Annotated in this window: 23 protein-coding genes; 10 read left to right on the top strand and 13 right to left on the bottom strand. The window is 59.2% G+C overall.

Annotation, left to right across the window (positions count from 1 at the left end; translation table 11 throughout):
• Positions 1-18 precede the first annotated feature (18 nt).
• Together D906_RS16570 and D906_RS16565 are read left to right on the top strand one after the other, a co-directional pair.
• Positions 19-255 carry a hypothetical protein gene (locus D906_RS16570; RefSeq protein ID WP_371262246.1) on the top strand — a complete coding sequence of 79 codons (237 nt, stop codon included), beginning with the start codon at positions 19-21 and terminating at the stop codon, positions 253-255.
• 294 nt (positions 256-549) lie between these two features.
• Positions 550-915, top strand: coding sequence for a hypothetical protein (locus tag D906_RS16565; RefSeq protein WP_177325373.1), 366 nt, complete (start codon positions 550-552; stop codon positions 913-915).
• A 357-nt stretch (positions 916-1,272) separates the two neighbouring features.
• On the opposite strand, the gene D906_RS16560 is transcribed toward D906_RS16565, so the two are convergent.
• A complete protein-coding gene (locus D906_RS16560; protein ID WP_027615574.1) occupies positions 1,273-1,548 on the bottom strand; it encodes a helix-turn-helix domain-containing protein in 276 nt (91 codons plus the stop codon).
• Positions 1,549-1,690: 142 nt separating this feature from the next.
• Between D906_RS16560 and D906_RS16555 the strand changes: the two genes are divergently transcribed.
• The 5 genes from D906_RS16555 (at position 1,691) to D906_RS16540 (ending at position 5,236) form a co-directional block, all read left to right on the top strand.
• Positions 1,691-2,152: a hypothetical protein gene (locus D906_RS16555; protein ID WP_177325374.1), complete on the top strand. Its 462-nt coding sequence runs from the start codon at positions 1,691-1,693 to the stop codon at positions 2,150-2,152.
• 192 nt (positions 2,153-2,344) lie between these two features.
• Complete coding sequence (locus D906_RS16550) at positions 2,345-3,145, top strand: NAD-dependent deacylase (RefSeq protein WP_027615576.1); 801 nt, start codon at positions 2,345-2,347, stop codon at positions 3,143-3,145.
• Positions 3,146-3,584: 439 nt separating this feature from the next.
• The gene (locus tag D906_RS26540) at positions 3,585-3,752 is read left to right on the top strand and encodes a hypothetical protein (RefSeq protein WP_155953457.1); all 168 of its coding nucleotides are present in this window, start codon (positions 3,585-3,587) and stop codon (positions 3,750-3,752) included.
• A 12-nt stretch (positions 3,753-3,764) separates the two neighbouring features.
• The gene (locus tag D906_RS26475; RefSeq protein ID WP_143503498.1) at positions 3,765-4,199 is read left to right on the top strand and encodes a hypothetical protein; all 435 of its coding nucleotides are present in this window, start codon (positions 3,765-3,767) and stop codon (positions 4,197-4,199) included.
• A 149-nt stretch (positions 4,200-4,348) separates the two neighbouring features.
• Positions 4,349-5,236 carry a cytochrome c gene (locus tag D906_RS16540; protein WP_050591042.1) on the top strand — a complete coding sequence of 296 codons (888 nt, stop codon included), beginning with the start codon at positions 4,349-4,351 and terminating at the stop codon, positions 5,234-5,236.
• 245 nt (positions 5,237-5,481) lie between these two features.
• Here the strand turns inward: D906_RS16540 and D906_RS16535 are convergent, their stop codons facing one another.
• Positions 5,482-5,892 (bottom strand): helix-turn-helix domain-containing protein, encoded by a 411-nt coding sequence (locus tag D906_RS16535; RefSeq protein WP_050591043.1) that lies wholly within the window; start codon positions 5,890-5,892, stop codon positions 5,482-5,484.
• 35 nt (positions 5,893-5,927) lie between these two features.
• Here D906_RS16535 and D906_RS16530 point away from each other — a divergent pair, with 35 nt between their 5' ends.
• Together D906_RS16530 and D906_RS16525 are read left to right on the top strand one after the other, a co-directional pair.
• On the top strand, positions 5,928-7,046 hold the full coding sequence (locus tag D906_RS16530; RefSeq protein WP_097156176.1) for a catalase family peroxidase: 1,119 nt from the start codon (positions 5,928-5,930) through the stop codon (positions 7,044-7,046).
• A complete protein-coding gene (locus D906_RS16525; protein ID WP_027615580.1) occupies positions 7,043-7,651 on the top strand; it encodes a cytochrome b in 609 nt (202 codons plus the stop codon). The genes D906_RS16530 and D906_RS16525 overlap by 4 nt, the downstream gene beginning before the upstream one ends.
• A 38-nt stretch (positions 7,652-7,689) precedes the next feature.
• Here D906_RS16525 and D906_RS16520 read toward each other — a convergent pair whose 3' ends face one another.
• Complete coding sequence (locus D906_RS16520; protein ID WP_027615581.1) at positions 7,690-8,646, bottom strand: LysR family transcriptional regulator; 957 nt, start codon at positions 8,644-8,646, stop codon at positions 7,690-7,692.
• A gap of 31 nt (positions 8,647-8,677) precedes the next feature.
• On the opposite strand from D906_RS16520, the gene D906_RS16515 reads away from it, so the two are divergent.
• Complete coding sequence (locus D906_RS16515; protein ID WP_256204592.1) at positions 8,678-9,190, top strand: transposase; 513 nt, start codon at positions 8,678-8,680, stop codon at positions 9,188-9,190.
• A 34-nt stretch (positions 9,191-9,224) separates the two neighbouring features.
• On the opposite strand, the gene D906_RS16510 is transcribed toward D906_RS16515, so the two are convergent.
• The 10 genes from D906_RS16510 to D906_RS16465 all read right to left on the bottom strand — a co-directional run bounded on the left by D906_RS16510 (position 9,225) and on the right by D906_RS16465 (position 18,592).
• Complete coding sequence (locus D906_RS16510; RefSeq protein WP_027615582.1) at positions 9,225-10,211, bottom strand: amidohydrolase family protein; 987 nt, start codon at positions 10,209-10,211, stop codon at positions 9,225-9,227.
• Positions 10,208-10,780, bottom strand: a complete 573-nt coding sequence (locus tag D906_RS16505; protein WP_027615583.1) for a 3-hydroxyanthranilate 3,4-dioxygenase — start codon at positions 10,778-10,780, stop codon at positions 10,208-10,210. The genes D906_RS16510 and D906_RS16505 overlap by 4 nt, the downstream gene beginning before the upstream one ends.
• Positions 10,781-10,799: 19 nt before the next feature.
• Positions 10,800-11,225 carry a RidA family protein gene (locus tag D906_RS16500; RefSeq protein WP_027615584.1) on the bottom strand — a complete coding sequence of 142 codons (426 nt, stop codon included), beginning with the start codon at positions 11,223-11,225 and terminating at the stop codon, positions 10,800-10,802.
• Positions 11,218-12,012 (bottom strand): 2-keto-4-pentenoate hydratase, encoded by a 795-nt coding sequence (locus D906_RS16495; protein ID WP_027615585.1) that lies wholly within the window; start codon positions 12,010-12,012, stop codon positions 11,218-11,220. Before D906_RS16495 ends, D906_RS16500 begins: the two co-directional genes overlap by 8 nt.
• Positions 12,009-13,037 (bottom strand): 4-hydroxy-2-oxovalerate aldolase, encoded by a 1,029-nt coding sequence (mhpE, locus tag D906_RS16490; RefSeq protein ID WP_027615586.1) that lies wholly within the window; start codon positions 13,035-13,037, stop codon positions 12,009-12,011. The genes D906_RS16495 and mhpE overlap by 4 nt, the downstream gene beginning before the upstream one ends.
• Positions 13,034-13,966: an acetaldehyde dehydrogenase (acetylating) gene (locus tag D906_RS16485; RefSeq protein WP_027615587.1), complete on the bottom strand. Its 933-nt coding sequence runs from the start codon at positions 13,964-13,966 to the stop codon at positions 13,034-13,036. Before D906_RS16485 ends, mhpE begins: the two co-directional genes overlap by 4 nt.
• Positions 13,967-13,978: 12 nt before the next feature.
• Positions 13,979-14,788: a 2-keto-4-pentenoate hydratase gene (locus D906_RS16480; RefSeq protein ID WP_027615588.1), complete on the bottom strand. Its 810-nt coding sequence runs from the start codon at positions 14,786-14,788 to the stop codon at positions 13,979-13,981.
• Positions 14,789-14,803: 15 nt separating this feature from the next.
• Complete coding sequence (locus D906_RS16475; RefSeq protein ID WP_027615589.1) at positions 14,804-16,264, bottom strand: 2-hydroxymuconic semialdehyde dehydrogenase; 1,461 nt, start codon at positions 16,262-16,264, stop codon at positions 14,804-14,806.
• Positions 16,265-16,640: 376 nt separating this feature from the next.
• Positions 16,641-17,360 carry an SDR family NAD(P)-dependent oxidoreductase gene (locus D906_RS16470; RefSeq protein WP_218186626.1) on the bottom strand — a complete coding sequence of 240 codons (720 nt, stop codon included), beginning with the start codon at positions 17,358-17,360 and terminating at the stop codon, positions 16,641-16,643.
• On the bottom strand, positions 17,357-18,592 hold the full coding sequence (locus D906_RS16465; protein WP_027615591.1) for a dienelactone hydrolase family protein: 1,236 nt from the start codon (positions 18,590-18,592) through the stop codon (positions 17,357-17,359). The genes D906_RS16470 and D906_RS16465 overlap by 4 nt, the downstream gene beginning before the upstream one ends.
• Positions 18,593-18,632: the final 40 nt, after the last annotated feature.

The raw sequence follows: 18,632 nt of genomic DNA, 5'->3' as shown, positions 1-18,632 counted from the left end.
TGCGGTAGTTCTACGCGCATGGCTGCGGGCAGTTACCAGTACGGAACCCTGCAAGCCCACTGGGGGTATGGCAGCGACCACGATGGTCAGCGCTTTGAGGTACACCTCTGTGAGCACTGCTTTTTTCAAACCCTGGCGTACGTGAAGCAAGAGCGACGTGTTCAGCGCCTGTTCAGTGGTGAGCCTTCTGCTGAGAGTGATGACGTGGGCCTGGTTACCCGGGACGATTACTTCCAGGACACGGGTCGTCGCTGACAGTGAGTCCTTGATCGGCCATCGGAGACGGTTTGGGTAAAGGTTCCAGCGCACAGATCAGCTGGACCGGATGAGGAAGAGCGCCGACTATCCTGGGCCAGCGGTCGATCGCGACCACTACCGAGCAATCTGAATAAGCGGTGATTTATCTCTCGGCGGGCAGCTCAGGATTAACCAGTAGTCACCCCTCCCCCTAAGGCTTATGGAGCGTTTTGCAGAATGCGTGGATTCCGAAAGGCGAGCAATGCCTCCCGCCGAGAGGCCATGCTACAGTCCAAGGCCCAATCGAGGATCATGGCCAGCGGAAACTGGCTCACCTGGCCAGAGCTACATGCGCTGTTGCCCGCGTCGGTTAAGGGGCGAAGTGACAGCTGTCCTGACCGACTTCTGGAGGGTGCGATCTTTTCTATTAGCTACGAAGGTGTGGAGTATTTCCCGCGTTACGCCATTGAATCAGGCAGCTTGGTTGTAACGCAGCGGGGAATGCAGCGCGTCATCGCTGCGCTGGCCACCAGGATGAGTGGCTGGAGCATGGCTTTATGGTTTGAATCATCCAATTCGTATTTGGCAGGTCAGCTGCCGAAGGATCTCATCTCTTCTGATCTCGACGCGGTTGTCAAAGCCGCTCAGGACGAGATAGGTGGCAGTTCGCATGGGTAGCACTGGGTTAGAAGCTTAGCCAATGAGTACGCTCCGCTCGCCAAGCCTGAGAGACAAAACCCCATTATTTAGCTACGCCCTCCTCCATCCAGGCTCCCGGGCTGCCGCCTTCGCCAGAGCTAGTCAGGAATCTTCCACGATTTTCTCGTCACGATCGCCTGTACTGGCCATCAAAAAAACGGAAAGCAGCGGCGGTGGCCATAGGCATTTGGATGTAGAAGGGGTCACCTTAGCCATGGAATGATCTACGCATGGCTACGCTGCTCCCCGAAGCTTGTTGTCAGTGAGCAGCGCGATGCTAATCGATTTAGCGAAGAGAGAACACTATAGCGCTCATTTTCGGCGCTGAATCGACCATCAAAGCTTGAGCGCCTCCTTTCTGATCTGTTTAATCAGCCCGTCTAAACCCACCTCCGGGTCTTGGATAAGGTACGCCGATACGATGAGACTGAGTGGGTGAATACCCATACGGCCGGCCAGCTCTTCGATTTTTTGAATCGTCGGCGACTTGAGTCCGCGTTCGAGGGTGCTCATGTAGGTTCGACTGCTGACTACGGCGAAATCTTCCTGGGTCAGGTGGTGAAGCATACGCATGCGCCGCAGTGCCTCACCCAGGGATTCACGGATTTCCATCATCATTCCTCAGAAAAGGAATGATGAAGCGCTATCGAACACGATAGGGCTACAATCTATAGTGTTCATTGTGGGATAATTTGAGGTTTCCAGCCCTGGTGATCGATCGCCTAGGGGTATGCAGCGCTCAGTGGAGCCCGTTTTGATCTATTTGTCCGAATCTCACACCCGTACTGTCCGTACGGGTTCTTATTGTGAAATTGAGGGGATGTGCTTTTGGGTGACCTTGCGGTCGCCCCTCAACGGTGAGAGCGAGCGAGCAGCTGTGGTTGAGGATGCTTACGAACTCAACGTTTTCCTCAGCCAGGCAGCGGGCGTCGAGATCGCGCAGGTACAAATGCTATGCCCTCCATCCATCAGCGGACGTCCGCACTGGAGCCTGGAAGAGCTTCGTAAGATTGTGATCCACCGTGGGCTTGAATCCTCGCAAAGCGCGGTGGTTTACGAGACCGCGGTGGGCACCTACAAACTAGGGGATCTCGATTTACGCCTGCGGAAACGGTCACATGTGCTGTATTCGGCACGCAACCTAAAAGCGCGAATCACCACCGCGGCACCTCCACTTAAGTCTGCAGAAGAACCGCAGTTGTACGCGCACTTTTGATGCAGGTACGCACGGCGTCGTTTACCGGTGAAGCCCTTCCACAACGCAGTTTCGGCTTTCCAAGCGTGGGCCGTGCTTTTAAGGGTACGAGGCCCCGTAACGGCTGTTCACCTAATTAGCGACAATTCCGATGCCTCCCGCGGCCGCTCTCCTGACAGCCTTCCCTGGCCCGCGATAGGATGATGAGGACTCATGAACACCCTAGCAAAAGCCGCAGGCGCACTGCGGGATGCGCAACATATCATGGTGTTTACCGGCGCTGGCGTTTCTGCCGGCAGCGGAATTCCAACTTTCCGCGACCGACTGACCGGGTTGTGGGAGCGCCAAGACCCTGAGCGTTTAGAAACCGCGCAGGCATTTCGCGAAAATCCGGCGCTTGTTTGGGGCTGGTACCTATGGCGGCGCCAACAGGTCATGCAAGCCCAGCCCAATGCGGCACATCAAGCGATCTATCGATTATCTGGCAGCGACCGGAGTGTCACTGTGATCACTCAGAATATTGATGATTTGCACGAGCGGGCAGGCAATCAGGACGTGCTCCATCTTCATGGCAGCCTGATGCACCCCAAATGTTTCGCCTGTCATCGATTCCTTGTGGAACCGCTGGTGTTTCCGATCATTCCAGTGGAAGGCGCATTGATCGAACCACCCCGTTGCCGCCGATGCAATGGCCGCTTGCGTCCAGCTATCGTGTGGTTTGGTGAGGATCTCCCGCCAGGTGCATGGAAAACTGCCAGCCGAGCAGCACGACAGTGTGATGTCCTGCTTTCTATCGGGACTTCCGGTGTGGTCAGGCCTGCTGCTGACTTACCAGATATCGCGTTAGCGTCTGGTGCAGTGGTCATACACGTCAATAACGTAGATGTATCTATGAATGGGCCGAACGAGATCATGTTGATAGTCCCTGCTGAGAAAATACTGCCACAGCTGATTGCTCTGGCACTGACGAACAGAGCCAGCACAGCGCTCGTCTACCCCCGCTCAGCACCATGAGGGTCGGCCCAGCATGAATGTTCTCACCAGAACTTTTCAGATGTTTAAATAGTACAGGAAGTGGTGGGCTCTCCAGCAGTGGCAGCAGCGGTGAGTATCAGTCCGGAGGTATAACTCTCAGGCACAATAGGGAAATTGGAGCTGACAGGCCTCTCACGTAACACCCCACAACGTAAGCAGCCTAATTTCGCACCTGATCCTGGCGGGCAACAAAACAACGAAACCCCGTAGCTTGCAGCCTGGCGCACTTTGCGCTAGCGTAGCCGGACGTCGCTACATGGTCGACGGGCTGCCCACACCTTTAAGGCCTCGCTGGCCGCAGCTAACCGGATCGAACCATGCTCATCACTGTAATCTCCCAACCTGAGCCTTTCCGGGCATCGGGGGCGGCTGGTGGGCGTCTCCGATGTCGCTCCTACTGGAGCAAGGGAGAAAATTCATGGTTCCCAACACACTACACGAATCAATCAAAGTCCAGGCCAAGCGCCTGCGCGACCTGTTCGGTATCGACCTCACCACCGCCAAGTATGTTTTGGCGCGGGGGCCGTATGGCTGTGCCGACTGGTCAGATCTGTGCACCCCTCTGAGTGAAGGTCCTCCACTGTAACACGCCCTGCAGTTGGCCGAGCTGCCCCAATCGCCCATTGCTGCCGCGTACCTGGCAAAACATCTGCGCCGGTTGGCCTCCTCGGTCAGTCAACTGATCCTCACTAACCGCAACTTGCCAGAGCTCTGTGAAGCACTGCGACAAGTCTTCGCGGTCCCGGGCAACCCGGTAACATTGGCGGATGTACTGCAGCCAGTCGCGCCGACTGCGTGGCAGGCCACCGACATCAGCCCGGATCCGCTGGCGGTAATTCAGAGCCGGGTCTGTATCAACGGCATAGAACTGCAGTTGATAGGTACCCGAATTTTCTGGCCACGGCTGTTTAACCATGACGCTGACATCACAGTCGAGGCACGCACGGCAGAGCCGGTTGGCGATGACCTTAAAGTCATGTGGGAGGTCGCGCCTTGGTATCAAGCCAGCCGCGACTACCTGCTCGAGTACTAGCGCGTCGATGACTGGGACGATCTGCCGGAGTTGGTCGAACCGCACATCTTTGAGACTTCTCGCATGTCGCAGCATAGGCGCTGGCTTGCTCAGTGCCTGAACCCGTAGCGCAAGCCAACCGCAAGAGCGAAATCCCTTGGCCACTGTCCATGCGTTGGCCGTTGGATATCTGGCGAACGCTTTTTGCACCGGACGTCGGGACGGACCACAGCACCGAGCCCCTGAACTACGAGAACACGCAGATCGCGCGTGGGGCCTATCTGGTTCAAGGGTTGGGGCATTGTGGTAGTTGTCATACTCCACGCGCCCTTACACTCCAGGAAAAGTCGCTGGATGAACGCGATAGCAGCTTCCTCGCCGGCGGGCAGGTCATCGACGGCTGGGTCGCAACGAGCCTGCGGGCAAGCAGCCCCGACGGTTTGGGCGCATGGAGCGAGCAGGATATCGTCGATACCTTGCGAAACGGACGTAATGCCCACTTTGCCTCTATCGGCCCAATGAACGACGTCATTCAACACAGTGGTCAATATCTCACCGATCAGGATCTCGCGGCAATCGCGCTCTATCTGAAGTCGCTGCCTGAGATACAGGGCTCGAGTAAAGTTGGCTTCAAGGCCGACGAAACCACTGCGAAGGCCCTGTGGTCCGGGGAATCACCAAGCCGAGGCGCCGAAATTTACGTTGACAATTGCGCTGCCTGCCATCGAACAGATGGCCACGGATATGAAGAGGTCTTCCCCCGTCTCGTCGGCAACCCCTCGGTACTGGCCGAAGACCCAAGCTCCATGATCAGAGTCATTCTTGGCGGCAGTCGGTTGCCATCAACCCAGCAGGCGCCTTCCGATCTGGTAATGCCGGACTTTGGGTGGCGTTTGAACGACCAAGAAGCTGCACAATTGGTATCGTTCATTCGCAATAGCTGGGGAAATAAAGCACCGCAGGTGTCAGACCAGCAAGTCGCCGACGTTCGCAAAGCCATGAAAGAAGAGCATGAGCAGGCGCTGGCAAGTAGTGAGAAACAACTCATAGCGCATTAAGGCACGTTACTGGTTCGGAGCCATTTGGCTCCGAACCAGTTTGTACGGGATCAGGCGGTCGCTCAGGCAGGGCCGCCTGCGGCCATGGCTTTCAGTGAAAAGATCGGCGACCACAGTCCAGGCCTCATCCGAGATTTCGTAACGCTTTGCCATCACAGAATTTCTTTCCGTAGATGGCCGGTAACCCTACAGAATTCCAGCTTCCGAAGGGCACCGATTGGATTTCTCGGGATTTCGTACAGAACCTAGGCGGACGGAATTTTATGGAGATTCAATTCTAGCCAATCAGCAAGAGTTGCGACATGCGTCGCGGCGTCCTTACCAAAAGCCGTTAAATCGTATTCGACATGCGGCGGAATAACGGGATATGAAGTACGGCGCACGAGACCATCGCCTTCCAACCGTTGAAGGGTCTGCGACAACATCTTTTCGCTGATGCCATTCACTTTGCGGCGCAGCTCGCTGTAGCGCAGCGTACCGTCGAGTAACGCAATCAGACATAACATTCCCCACAAGCTCGTCACGTGAGAGAGCACTTCTCTGGCCTTGCATTTGCCAGTAAAGAGGTCGCCGCGCCTGAGCTTGGCCGTCAGCGTGCGCTCGTCAAGCGCTGATGAATCCTCGGTTTTGGTGGCTTTTGAACGAGAGATTGTCATGTCACTAACCAAAAGGTGCGTACTTCCGTAAGTTGATGCAGCAAACTTATAGTGCGCTTCAAGTATCGGTCAAGGTCAGGGTGAGTGATTTGCAACCTATCAAATTCAACAGAAGGTGGATTCCCTTCCTGGGCATCGCATCCATCGTCGGGGCCTTGGCGTTGTCATTCGCCTGGGCCGACGGACTGATCGGGGGCCGAACGACCACCCGGACATTCCTGGGCGATTCAATGGATCACTTCGAACCGGGGTATCGTCGAGCGCATGGCAAGGGGATCTGTTTCGCGGGGGTCTTCCGTAGCAGCAAAGCAGCAGCGTCGCTCTCGACGGCTCGCGTCTTTGCTCAGGAAGAAGTCCCGGCCATCGGACGCTTCTCCATCGGATCCGCAGATCCGCATGCTGCGGACTCTTCTACCGCCACCGTCAGCATGGCCTTGCTATTGAACGCCGATGACAAGTCTCAATGGCGAATGAAGCTGAACAATGCTCCCTTCTTTCCTACTCGTGATGCCGAAGGATTCCTGGCGCAAAGGAGCGCTTTCGAGCCCGACCCGGCAACAGGGCAGCCGGATCCAGCTCGGGTCGCTGCGTTCTTCGAAAAGTACCCGGAGGCTCGCAAGGCGGTCGAGTACAAAGCGACCGCTCCTTGGCCGAGCAGCTTTGCGCAGGCCCAGTACAACGTCATCAATGCATTCATACTTGTCGCGGCAGATGGCAAACGACAGCCCGTTCGCTGGTTCATGCGACCCCACGCACCCTTCCAGGGTCTCCCGGTGCAAGATCGGGCGCGATCCCATGATTTCCTCTTCGAAGATATAAAGCAGCGAGTGGGTAAAGAGCCAGTTTACTGGGACTTGGTACTGCAATTGGCTGAGGCGGGGGATCCGGTCGATGATCCGTCACAGCCATGGCCCACCGAGCGGCAGCAAGTGGTTGCCGGTACGCTGCAAGTGACGAGCGTTCGCGACCAGACCGAAGGTGGGTGTCGCGATATCAACTTCGACCCCACACTGGTGCCAGCAGGCATCGAACTTTCGAACGATCCTGTGCTGGCAGCGCGAGCGGGCATCTACTCGCATTCTTACAATGCACGTCTACGCGAAATCGGGTTCGGAAAGGCCACCGACGCCATTGGCAAAAGGGACAACAAATGATGCACGAAGCACCAATCCCCCACAAACCCAGACCCCAGCATTTCAACTTGACCGCAAGGTTCCTGCACTGGGTGATGGCTATCGCCATCATGGCCATGCTGTTCATCGGGGTCGCCATGATGACGTCATTGACCCTTCGGCCCGTGTTGATCGATGTACATCAGCCGTTGGGGATTGCCATTCTCTGCCTGGCACTGGCGCGTCTGGTTAATCGTCTATGCCGGCCGGTACCGATGCTGCCCGCGAGCATCCCCCGCTGGCAAGTCGCAGCCGCGCATCTATCTCATATCTTGCTTTACCTGTTGATGGTCGGTTTACCATTGCTCGGCTGGGCGGTGCGTTCGGCAGGCAACTGGCCCGTCATTCTTGTGGGCACTTGGAGCCTGCCTGCAATTGTCCCTGAAAGTCCAGTGCTCTACGCATGGTTTCGGCTGGCACATGGAGCGCTGGCATGGCTGCTCTTCGCGATCATCCTGGGACATCTTGGCGCCGCGTTGATGCACGCCTGGGTTCTCAGAGACGGTGTCTTCTCCAGCATGGCCCGAGGCACCAGCACTCCAACACAAAACCGCAACCCTGAATCTGACTCACGGGCCACGTCTTGATGCTGTCTATTTGCACTTGGTGTGCCAGGTAACGGCGGTCAATCGGTGATGACATGCCGCTCAGAGGCATGTCGCGTGCACTCCCGAAATAGCTTGGCGGCAGGCCCCAGATCACGGTTATTGGCATAAAAGCAACCAATCCCGCCGAAATGTAAAGGCGTTGAGAAATTGAAGATTTGAATGCCACCATGATCAGATAGTTGCCGGGCTGTTTCCATCGGCAGCAAACCCACAGTCTTCTGATCCTGCATCAGCGAGACGTTGGTAAGCACCGACAGCGACTCGATCACATTCGCTGGCAGCGGTAAATCAGCATCGGCGAAAAGCTCATTGACTGTGCGACGCAGCAACGAGCCCGGCGGAGGCAAAATCCAAGGACATGAATGCAAATCAGCCAAGCTCAACACTGCCTGATCTTGTAGCGGGTGCCGACTTCCGCCAACGATCGACAAATACTCATCGTAAAGCGTATCAACGCACAAAATACGGCTCTCTTCCCGCCCCCGCCAGTCGTCAGGGACTCTACCGATTACAAGATCCACTTCGCCCACGATCAATGCGGGGAACAATTGATCAAACTGCCCGATCCGTACCGATACCAGTACATGCGGTGCGCGCGCCTTGAGCAGCCGCAGCGCGAGGGGCAACAACGACGTCGATGCCGAGATCAACGTGCCCACCACGACATGACCTGAGCCCCCCTCTTGATAGGCCTCGACTTCATCGGTCAGGGCCCTCAGCTCTGCAAGCATCGTACGAGCCCTGCGCAGCACAAGCTCGCCCAGTTCCGTCAAGCGAACCCCTCGATTGCTACGTACCAGTAAAGGGGCGCAGAAGTACGACTCGACCTCATGCATAACCTTGGTTACGGCAGGTTGAGTCATGTTCAGCACCTGAGCCGCATGTAGTATCGAGCCGCTCTGCACTACATGCTCAAATACCACCAGCTGGTAGAACTTCAGTTTACGCGAGACCGTCAGTACGCTTGATTTCATCGGTTTTCTCCGCGAGATACCCCGTACTTTAGTGCGGGGAGGGATAGCGAGGCGTGCCGGCAAGAAAACCCGAGCGCGAGCCATCCACGCCAAGATCGCGAACCGTCGCAAGGATGCACTTCACAAATTCAGAACCGCGCTTGTGCAGCGGTGCGGGTTGATCGTTGTTGGCAACGTCAAGCCCAAAGCGTTGGCTAAGACCCAAATGGCCAAGTCGGAGCACGATGCCGGTTGGGGCATGTTGAAAACGATGCTGTCTTACAAGTGCGATAGCGCAGGCATCATTTTTCGTGAAGTCAACGAAGCGTACACCACCCAAGCCTGTTCGCATTGCGGCGCACTCCCGCCCAGTAGTCCGAAAGGTAGGACCGGCCTTGGAATAAGAGAATGGACTTGTGAGTGTGGTGTCACTCACGACCGCGACATTAACGCGGCGAGGAACATTCTCGCGGTCGGGCATGGCCGTCTACCTGTAGGAATCCCCGTCCTTATAGGGCGGGGAGGATGTCAACTAGCAACCAGGCAGTGTCGAGCCCATCCATAACCGGCAAAGCCATGTTGCCCGCTTTGGTGAACGATCAGATCTCGAAAAAGCCTTGAGCGTTGCCCGCGCAGATCCGCGCCTTAGCCTGTTCGCTCAATTGAGGATGCTCCAGCACACCTGCGCCGATGGACTGCTCGCCTAGCGGGAAAGGAGAATCGGAACCCAGCATGACGCGATCAGCCCCCATTACATCCACCAGCAAACGCAGCGCACCAGGGTCGAAAACTGCCGAATCGACGAAGAAGCGTTTGACGTAGCTAGACGGCACTTGCGGGCAATCTTCGCGAACAATGTCTCTATGGCGCCAGGCATTATCGACACGCCCCAGCAGGAAGGCGAAGCCGCCGCCGCCATGGGCGAAACAGATGCGCAAGGATTGCGGCAAGCGTTCGAAAGCACCAGAAAGAATCAGCGACAGGATGCCAAGCTGGGTTTCCGCCGGCATCGCGACCAGCCACGGCAACATCCATTTCTTCATGCGCTCGCCGCCCATCATGTCCCACGGGTGCACAAGCAGCGGGATATCTTCCACCGCACAGTGGTGCAGGAAAGTAACCAGGCCTGCTTCGTCCAGATCGTGGTTGCCCACATGATTGCCAATCTGCACGCCGATATGACCGCAGGCCTTGGCCCGGCTAGCCTCGCGACAGGCCGCATCAATGTTTTGCAGGGGAACCTGGGCCAGCACTTTGAGGCGATTCGGTGCTATGGCAGTCATCTCCAGGGCACGATCGTTCATCAGTTGTGCCCACGGCAGCGCCCTCTCTATGGGCTGGTCGTAGCCGAACATCACGGGTGTAGCGCACATCACCTGGATGTCCAAGTTCTGCTCATCCAAGTGCTCAACGCGCCGCTGCGGATCCCAGAGCACGTCATGTACCGGACGGAACGGCTTATCACCGAGCATGATCTGCCCCTGACGCCCCTCGGTGTGCAACCACGGGCCACGCTGAGGATTCAGGCGTGCGGCCTCGGCCTGAGTGATGCGGGGAAAAAAGTGCGAATGGATATCGATTTTCATAGGCCGTGAATCTCACGCAGGGTGTTGAGCCAGGTCGACCAGTCTCGACCTGGGTGAATTTTGCCGCACCCCGTGCAACGACGCTCCTCGTCGGTGGTGTTGTAGAACTGGTCGTAGACCGGTGGAAGATCGGCAACGATGCTCTTCAGGCTTAACTCATAGCGTCGAATCAAGGTGCCACAGTGCGCACAGGACCACTGCAGAGCATCGAATTGCCCCTCCGGGCGGCGATGCTCCACCACCAGGCACAGGCTGCCGGGCTCAGGACGCTGCGGCGAATGGATAACGTGTGGGGCCATCAGATAGATGTCGCCTTCCTTGAGCTCAACACGCTCGTAGCGACCTTGGTTCCAGATGAGCAAGTAAGCATTGCCCTTGAACTGGTAGAAAAATTCCTCCACCGGGTCGTCATGGAAGTCGGTGCGCTGGTTAGGTCCACCGACCACTGTGACCATGTAGTCACTGTCCTGCCAGATCTGCTTGTTGTTTACCGGCGGCTTGAGCAGGTGCTCGTGCTCGTCGATCCACTTGTTGAAGTTAAAGGGGGCGCTGAAGTGATGCTTGTCCATTGCAGTTTTCTCCCAGCGATTAGCGATTACGCGGCGCGTACGCTATGGCCTTGATTTCGATACGAAGATGCGGGTGCGGCAGTTGGTGTACGGCTACGGTGGTGCGGGTTGGTCCGTTCTCGTCGAAGTACTCGGCGTAGATTTCGTTGTATCCGCCAAAGTCGTTCATATCGACGAGGAAGCTGCTGATCTCCACCACGTCTGAAAGGCTTGCGCCTTCAGAGGCAAGGATGTCGCGCATGTTCTCGATCACCGCGCGGGTCTGAGCCCGAATGTTCAGATTGGTGGTGCCCATGGCATCCACCTCGACGCCGACGAAGCTGTTGTCCGGGCGCCGTGAGCTGGTACCCGAGACGAAGAGAAAATCGCCAGCACGCTTGATATGCGGGAAGCGCCCGCGCGGTGTGGCCTTGCCAGCGACTACCGTGGCCTTGACATCACTCATGGCTGCCCCCTCCGTTTCCACCGCGAACGCGAAAGCTACTCTGCCCCAGCCCCTGGACATCGACACTGACATGCACGCCTGGCTGCAAAGCCACCGCAGCGCAGGCGGCACCTGCCAGCACCAGGCTGCCGGCGGGCAGTTCAAGTTCGGCCGCGTGCAGCAGGCGCGAGGCTTGCACCAGGCTGCGAAGCGGATTGCCGAGGATGGCGGCGGTGGAGCCAGCCTGAACCACACGGCCATCCAGGCGCAGCACTACACCTGCGTTGTCCAGCCCGGAGAAATCCCGCGACCAGGGGCCGACGGTAAGGCCCGCCGAGGAGCAGTTGTCCGCCACCACATCCTCCAGGCTGAACTTGAACGCCTGGTAGCGAGAATCGATGATCTCCAACGCGGGGGCCACGGCCTCGACGTAGTCGGCCGCTTCCAGCAGGGTCAGCGGACGATCGATAGCGCGGCGGGTAAGAAAGCACACCTCCGGCTCGACGCGTGGGTGAATGTAGCGAGCCACGTCCACCAGGCCGCCGTCCTCTTCCACCATGGTGTTGCTGAGCCAGCCCCAGATCAGGCTATCGACGCCCATTTGCACCATCTTGGCGCGGCTGGTGAAACCGAGCTTGATGCCAATGCAGTGCTCACCATCGGCATAACGGCGCTGCATGGAGGCGCGCTGGATACGGTAGGCGTCGTCCAGCGAAAAGGGGGTGCTGCTACTGAACTGTGCCAGTGGTTCGGCTCCTCGCGCAGCCCGGTCAAGGGCTTCAGCGATACGCGCGATATCGGTGTTCATGAACGTGTCTCCAGCGATGGCTTCAATAGGTCGAGTGCGACGTCAACGATCATGTCCTCCTGGCCACCGACCATGCGTCGCTTGCCCAGCTCCACGAGGATGTCTACCGCCTTGATGCCATAGCGGGCGGCGGCCACTTCGGCATGGCGCAGGAAGCTCGAGTAGACCCCGGCATAACCCAGCGCAAGGGTTTCCCGGTCGACCCGCACCGGCCGGTCCTGCAGCGGACGCACCAGGTCGTCGGCGGCATCCATCAGCGCGTACAGGTCGGTGCCGTGGTTCCAGCCGAGTTTGTCGGCGGCGGCGATGAACACCTCGAGCGGGGCATTACCGGCACCGGCGCCCATGCCGGCGAGGCTGGCATCGATGCGGTCGCAGCCCTCCTCCACCGCAGCGATGGAGTTGGCCACGCCGAGGCTAAGGTTGTGGTGGGCGTGGATGCCGGTGTGGGTCGCTGGGTCGAGCACGGCCTTGACCGCACGGAAACGCGCGCGGATGTCGTCCATGTTCATTGCCCCGCCCGAGTCCACCACGTAGATGCAGGTGGCGCCGTAGCCCTCCATCAGCTTGGCCTGCTGCGCCAACCCTTCGGGCGTCTGCATGTGGCTCATCATCAGGAAGCCCACGGTGTCCATGCCCAGCTCGCGGGCATACTCGATGTGCTGGCGCGAGACATCCGCTTCAGTGCAATGGGTGGCCACGCGAACGATGCGCGCACCGGCGTCGTAGGCGTTCTTGAGGTCATGAATAGTGCCAATCCCTGGCAGCAGCAGCGTGGCGATCTTGGCGTGGTTGACCGCGTCTGCCGCTGCTTCGATCCATTCGAGGTCGGTGTGAGCACCGAAACCGTAATTGAAACTGGCCCCCTGCAGGCCGTCGCCATGGGCCACTTCGATCGAGTCGACCTTGGCCCGGTCGAGCGCGCCGGCGATGGCACGCACGTCGTCCAGCGAATACTGATGGCGGATGGCGTGCATGCCATCGCGCAGGGTCACATCACTGATATACAGCTTTTTGCCGTTCATGCCGGGGCTCCCATCGCCAGGGCCATACGCTCGGCGGTGGCCAGCGCGGCGGATGTCATGATGTCGAGGTTGCCGGCGTAGGCCGGCAGGTAATGAGCCGCGCCTTCGACCTCGAGGAACACGGAGGTCTTGAGGCCGGTGAAGGTGCCCTGCCCAGGCAACCTCAGGCCGTACACGTGTTCGAACTGCACCTGCTGCTTGAGGCGGTAACCCGGCACGTAGGCCTGCACTGCAGCGGCCATCTCCTCGATGCTCGCCGCCACCTGTTGCTGATCGGCGGCCTCGCTGAGCACATATACCGTGTCGCGCATCATCAGCGGTGGCTCGGCCGGGTTCATGATGATGATCGCCTTGCCCTTGGCCGCCCCCCCGATCACTTCGATGGCCTTGCTGGTGGTCTCGGTGAATTCGTCGATGTTGGCGCGGGTGCCGGGGCCGGCGGATTTGCTGGCGATCGAGGCGACGATCTCGGCGTAGTGCACCTTGGCCACGCGCGATACCGCCGCGACCATGGGGATGGTGGCCTGGCCACCGCAGGTGACCATGTTGACGTTGGTCGCCTGCAGGTGCTGCTCCAGGTTGACCACCGGCACGCAGTACGGACCGATGGCGGCCGGGGTCAGGTCGATCATGCGCAGGTCGGCCTTGTGCTGGCGCAAGAAGGCGTCGTTCTTCACGTGGGCACCAGCGCTGGTGGCGTCGAAGACGAAATCGATGTCATTGAACATCGGCAGGCGGGCCAGGCCCTCTACCCCTTCATGGGTGGTGGCCACGCCCAGGCGCGCAGCACGGGCCAGGCCGTCGGAGGCCGGGTCGATGCCGACCATCGCAGCCATTTCCAGGTGCTTGGCGTTGCGCAGGATCTTGATCATCAGGTCGGTGCCGATGTTGCCGGAACCGATGATGGCGACTTTGCGTTTGTGGCTCATTCTCTGGCCTCCTTACTGGGCTTGAGCAAAGGCTGCAGTGACGCGGCCCAAGCCCTGAATTTCAGCGGTAAAGACATCGCCCGGGCTCACCGGCACCATTGGCCCAAGGGCACCGGTCAACACCACGTCACCCGCACGCAGTGGCTCACCGAGACGGACCATGGTATTGGCCAGCCACAACGCCGCATTCAGTGGATTTTCCAGGCAGGCTGCGCCGGCTCCGACCGATACGGGTTCACCGCGCAAGCTCAAGCGCATGCCACAATTGACCAGGTCAAACTGCCCCAGGGACACCGGCTGGCTGCCCAGCACGAACAGCCCGGACGACGCGTTGTCGGCGACCGTGTCGAGCAAACTGATGTCCCAATTGGCGATACGACTACCGACAATTTCGATGGCTGGCAGGGCGAAGGCGGTGGCGCGGATGATGTCGGCCAGGGTGTGGTGCTCATGGCACAAGTCACGCTCCAGAACCAAGGCGATCTCTGCTTCTACCTTGGGCTGCTGGCAGTCACTCCAGCTGATAGGCTGGCCATCACCTCGCGCCATCTGAGCGAACAGCCGACCGAAGTCTGGCTGATCCACCCCCAGCTGGCGCTGGACGGCGCCAGAGGTCAAGCCGATCTTGTGACCAACCGGCCTCCAGCCTGCGGCAATGTCGGCGGCGTTGTTGTATTGCTGCACGGCGTAAGCCTGCTTGAGCGCGGATTCATCTTGCTCGGCGGCCGCACGCTCGATGAGATCGCGTACAGGTACACAGGGCCTGCCCTGTTCACGAGCCTGGCGCAGACACGCTGCTGCTTCGGCGATAGCTGGATGCATGGCGTTCTCCTGTCCTTACGGATTGACACAAATGGTGGTGAGCTCGGAATAGAAATCCAGCGAGTGGCGCCCGCCTTCGCGTCCAAGCCCAGACAGGCGCGCGCCACCAAAGGGCGTACGCAGATCACGCAGGAACCAGGTATTGACCCACACCATGCCAACATGGATACGCCGAGAGAAACGGTGGGCCCGCTTCAGATCGCGGGTCCACAGCGAGGCGGCCAGGCCGTAGGCCGAATCGTTGACGCGTTGCAGCACTTGCTCATCGTCATCGAACGGCGCGATGTGGCAGACCGGGCCGAACACTTCTTCGCGAATGCAGCGAGCGTCATCGGCAAGCCCAGTCCAGATCGTCGGCTGGACAAAGGCCCCCTGGTCGCGCTCGTCGCCGAATGCCGGTACACCGCCGCCCGTGACCACTGTCGCGCCCTCTGCCAGCGCCAACTGGAAGTAGCCCAACACTTTGTCGCGGTGCTTATGGGAAATCAGCGACCCCATGTTCACGCCGTCTTCGTCGGGATAGCCGATTTTCAGCTTCTCGGCGCCTGCTTTGAGCGCCGCGACAAAGCGCTCGTAGATCGACCGCTCGACATAGACCCGCTCAGTGCACAGGCAAACCTGGCCAGAGTTGGTGAAACTGGAACGCAGTACACCGGCCACTGCCGCGTCGAAGTCACAGTCTGCGAAAACGACTGCGGCATTCTTGCCACCCAATTCAAACGACACCTCACGAACGCCCTCGGCAGCCGCACGCATGATGGTTGAGCCGGTGCGCGACTCGCCGGTGAAGGTGATGGCATCGACGTCTGGGTGGCGGGTAAGAAACTCACCGGCAGACTCAGGGCCGAAGCCATGTACCAGGTTGAATACACCTGCGGGCACACCGGCTTCGTGCATGATCTCGGCCAGCAGCGTGGCACTGGAAGGTGTATCTTCCGACGGCTTGACCACCACGCAATTGCCACAGGCCAACGCCGGCGCGACCTTCCACGTCAGCAGCAACAGCGGCAGGTTCCACGGCGAGATGATGGCTACCACGCCGTGCGGCTTGCGCACGGTATAACTGAAGACATCCGTGCCATCGCCGGTGCGCATCTCGAAGAGCTCGCTACCGCCTTGTCGCACCAGGTCCGCGAAGGTACGGAAATTCTGCACACCCCGGGCAACATCCAGGCTGCGCGCCTGATGCACTGGCCGACCGGTATCGGCGACTTCGGCAGCCACGAAGTCTTCGAACCGACGCTCGATGCCATCGGCGATCCGCTCCAGCAGATCAGCCCGCTGGGCAGTACTGAACTCACCCCACGGCCCCGACTGGGCGAGCGCCGCCGCTTCGACGGCAGCATTCACCTCCTCTTTGCCCGCCTCACACACCTGGCCCAGGAGGGCGCCATTGACAGGCGAGATATTGTCGAATTTACGGCTGCTTTCGACGAACGCCCCAGCGATATAGTGACGGAGTAAATGATTAGACATAGCGAGCTCCTGAGCAGGATGTTTTCGCTGAGTCTAGGGATGCCGGGTATAGAAGAATAATAGAAATACAGTCTTCATGTATAAACATCAGGAATACCTACGTTCAAGGTGCACTTACTTAGTTGAATGCTTTCCAGCAATTCAATTCGTCTGGGCCACAGCCTCTATTCGCTTCACGCGGTAAATAGAGTGAGCCGCCTTTAGATCGTGTTGGCAGAAGGGGTAGCGGGTTCTAATTGCAAGTTTGCTGTTTCAGAAGTACCGCGCCGACATCAAGTACACCCCCCCCTACTCGACGCCGGCACGGTCAGCCCGATCATGCAACACGGCTTGCAGCCATTGGGTGAGATCGCGCAAAACTGGCGGTGCGATTCATTCAAAGGTACCGGGCGAAGTCGGCCTGTGCAGTTGCCCGGTCGGTCGCAAGCTTGTGGGCAATGTCCAGCGCCATAGGGTCGGGATAGACTTCGGCGGCACCGCTGGCCAACCCCGTCACGATCGCTTCGGCCACTTCCCGGGGGCTGGCCTTGGCACCTGCAACGCCATGGCTCATTGCCGTGTCGATCACACCGGGGAGCACCGCCACCACCTGCACCTGGCCAGCCAGCTCGGCACGAGCGGCCTCGGTCAGGCGCAACGCGGCCGCCTTCGAGGCACACAACGACCCCATGGCTGGCAACGCCACCCGCGCAAGGATCGACAGCACGTTGACCATGGCGCCAGCCCGCTCGACAAGCGTCGGCGCAAAGGCACGCATCATCGCGAGCGTGGCGAAGTAGTTGACGGCCATTTCCTGGGCAGCGGCGTCGGGGTCATCGGCGCCCAGCAAACGCTGCTGCCGATTGAGGCCAGCATTGTTCACCAGGATATCGACCCCAACCCTGCTCGCCACCTGCGCTACCTGCTGCGGGTCGGTGACGTCCAGTTGCACCGCCTCGACCTGCGGGTGATCGAACGTCAGACGCTCAGGATTGCGGCAGGCGGCGTAGACATGCCTTGCCCCTGCGGCCAGAAAGGCCTCGATCAACGCAAGGCCCAACCCGCCGTTGGCACCGGTGATCAGGACATCCTTGCCCATTGCGGTGAGGGTGCTCACAGGTGCTCACTTTCGGCCCAGCGGGCCATCAGCGTGTTCGAAGGCAGCGACTCATCCAGCAACTTCTTGGCGGTTTCGATGCCAGCCACCGGAAGCCCCTCGGGATCGAGCACCCCGATCTGTACCAGCACCGAAGCCTGGTCCCAGTAGATATGCTCGTGGTACAGCTTGTTGCCGCGGAAGTTGACCACCGCCACCATTGGAATTTCCACGTATTTGCCGGTGGGTGCTATCCCGGGCAGCATGTAGTCCATTTCGCAGGTGTGGGTGAAGCACATGATGAATTCATCGACGACCTGGTAGGCGCCGACCGTGCGAGAAATCGGAATCATCTTAGTGTCCTCGGGGTTAACGTGGACAAAGTGATGCTGATAAAAACGTCTGAGTTGCTTGCTGCCCACCCCGCCGGTCAGTGTCGGGATGTGGTTCACGTAAGGCTCGTCGACCATGGTCGCCAGGGTAGCCGGTACGTCTCGGGTAACGAACTCGTGGTGGATGTGCTCGTCCCACAGGTCTGACAGGTTGTAGTCCGGCCCGATGTACTTCTTCAACGCTGCGATGGTGCGCCCATGGGCCATGAGCGCCGAGGGTTTGTGGAAGTGATCGCTGCCCAGCCGGGCGAACGCATGGTCGGCCCCTTCGTAGGTATACAGCTCTACGCCTGGGCGGCCACGCAGCACCTCGGCGATCTGCGCACGGGTCGCGGCGTCGCACATGCCATCGAGTTCGCCGTGGTGCAGGACCAGCCCGCCGCTCAGGCCATCGGCTTCATCCAGGTACTTCTCGATGCCCATGCCGTAGTAGCCCACCGCAACAGCGACATCGGTACGGGTAGCGGTGAGGTAGGCCAACTTGCCCCCCAGGCAATAGCCCACGAAGCCGAGGCCGGGCTCAGTGACCACGTCCATGGCCCGCAGCGCGTCGAAGGTGGCAGCGATGTCGTCCACGGCCTTGTCCAGGTCCAGTGCACTGTAGAGGCTCAAGGCTTTGTCGAAATCGGCGGGCGTGTAGCCGAGATCGATACCCGGCTCCAGCCGCCAGAACAGATCCGGCACCAGGACCACGTAGCCTTCCTCGGCATACATCTGCGCCACCTCCCGCATGTTGGCGTTCACGCCGAAGATTTCCTGGCCCAACACGATGCCGGGGCCCTTGCCTTTAGGTGGCAGCGCCAGGTAACCCTTGAAACTTCCAGCCTGGTCGCGTGCCTGAATATCGATGTAATTGCTCATCTCATTGCTCCTTTGCGGTAAGCGGATTAGGTATTGCTCT

Origin of the sequence: Pseudomonas sp. LAIL14HWK12:I1, assembly GCF_003202095.1 — a bacterium.
In the GTDB taxonomy this organism is placed as follows: Bacteria; Pseudomonadota; Gammaproteobacteria; order Pseudomonadales; family Pseudomonadaceae; genus Aquipseudomonas; species Aquipseudomonas monteilii.
This window is presented reverse-complemented; position numbering and strand designations above follow the sequence as displayed.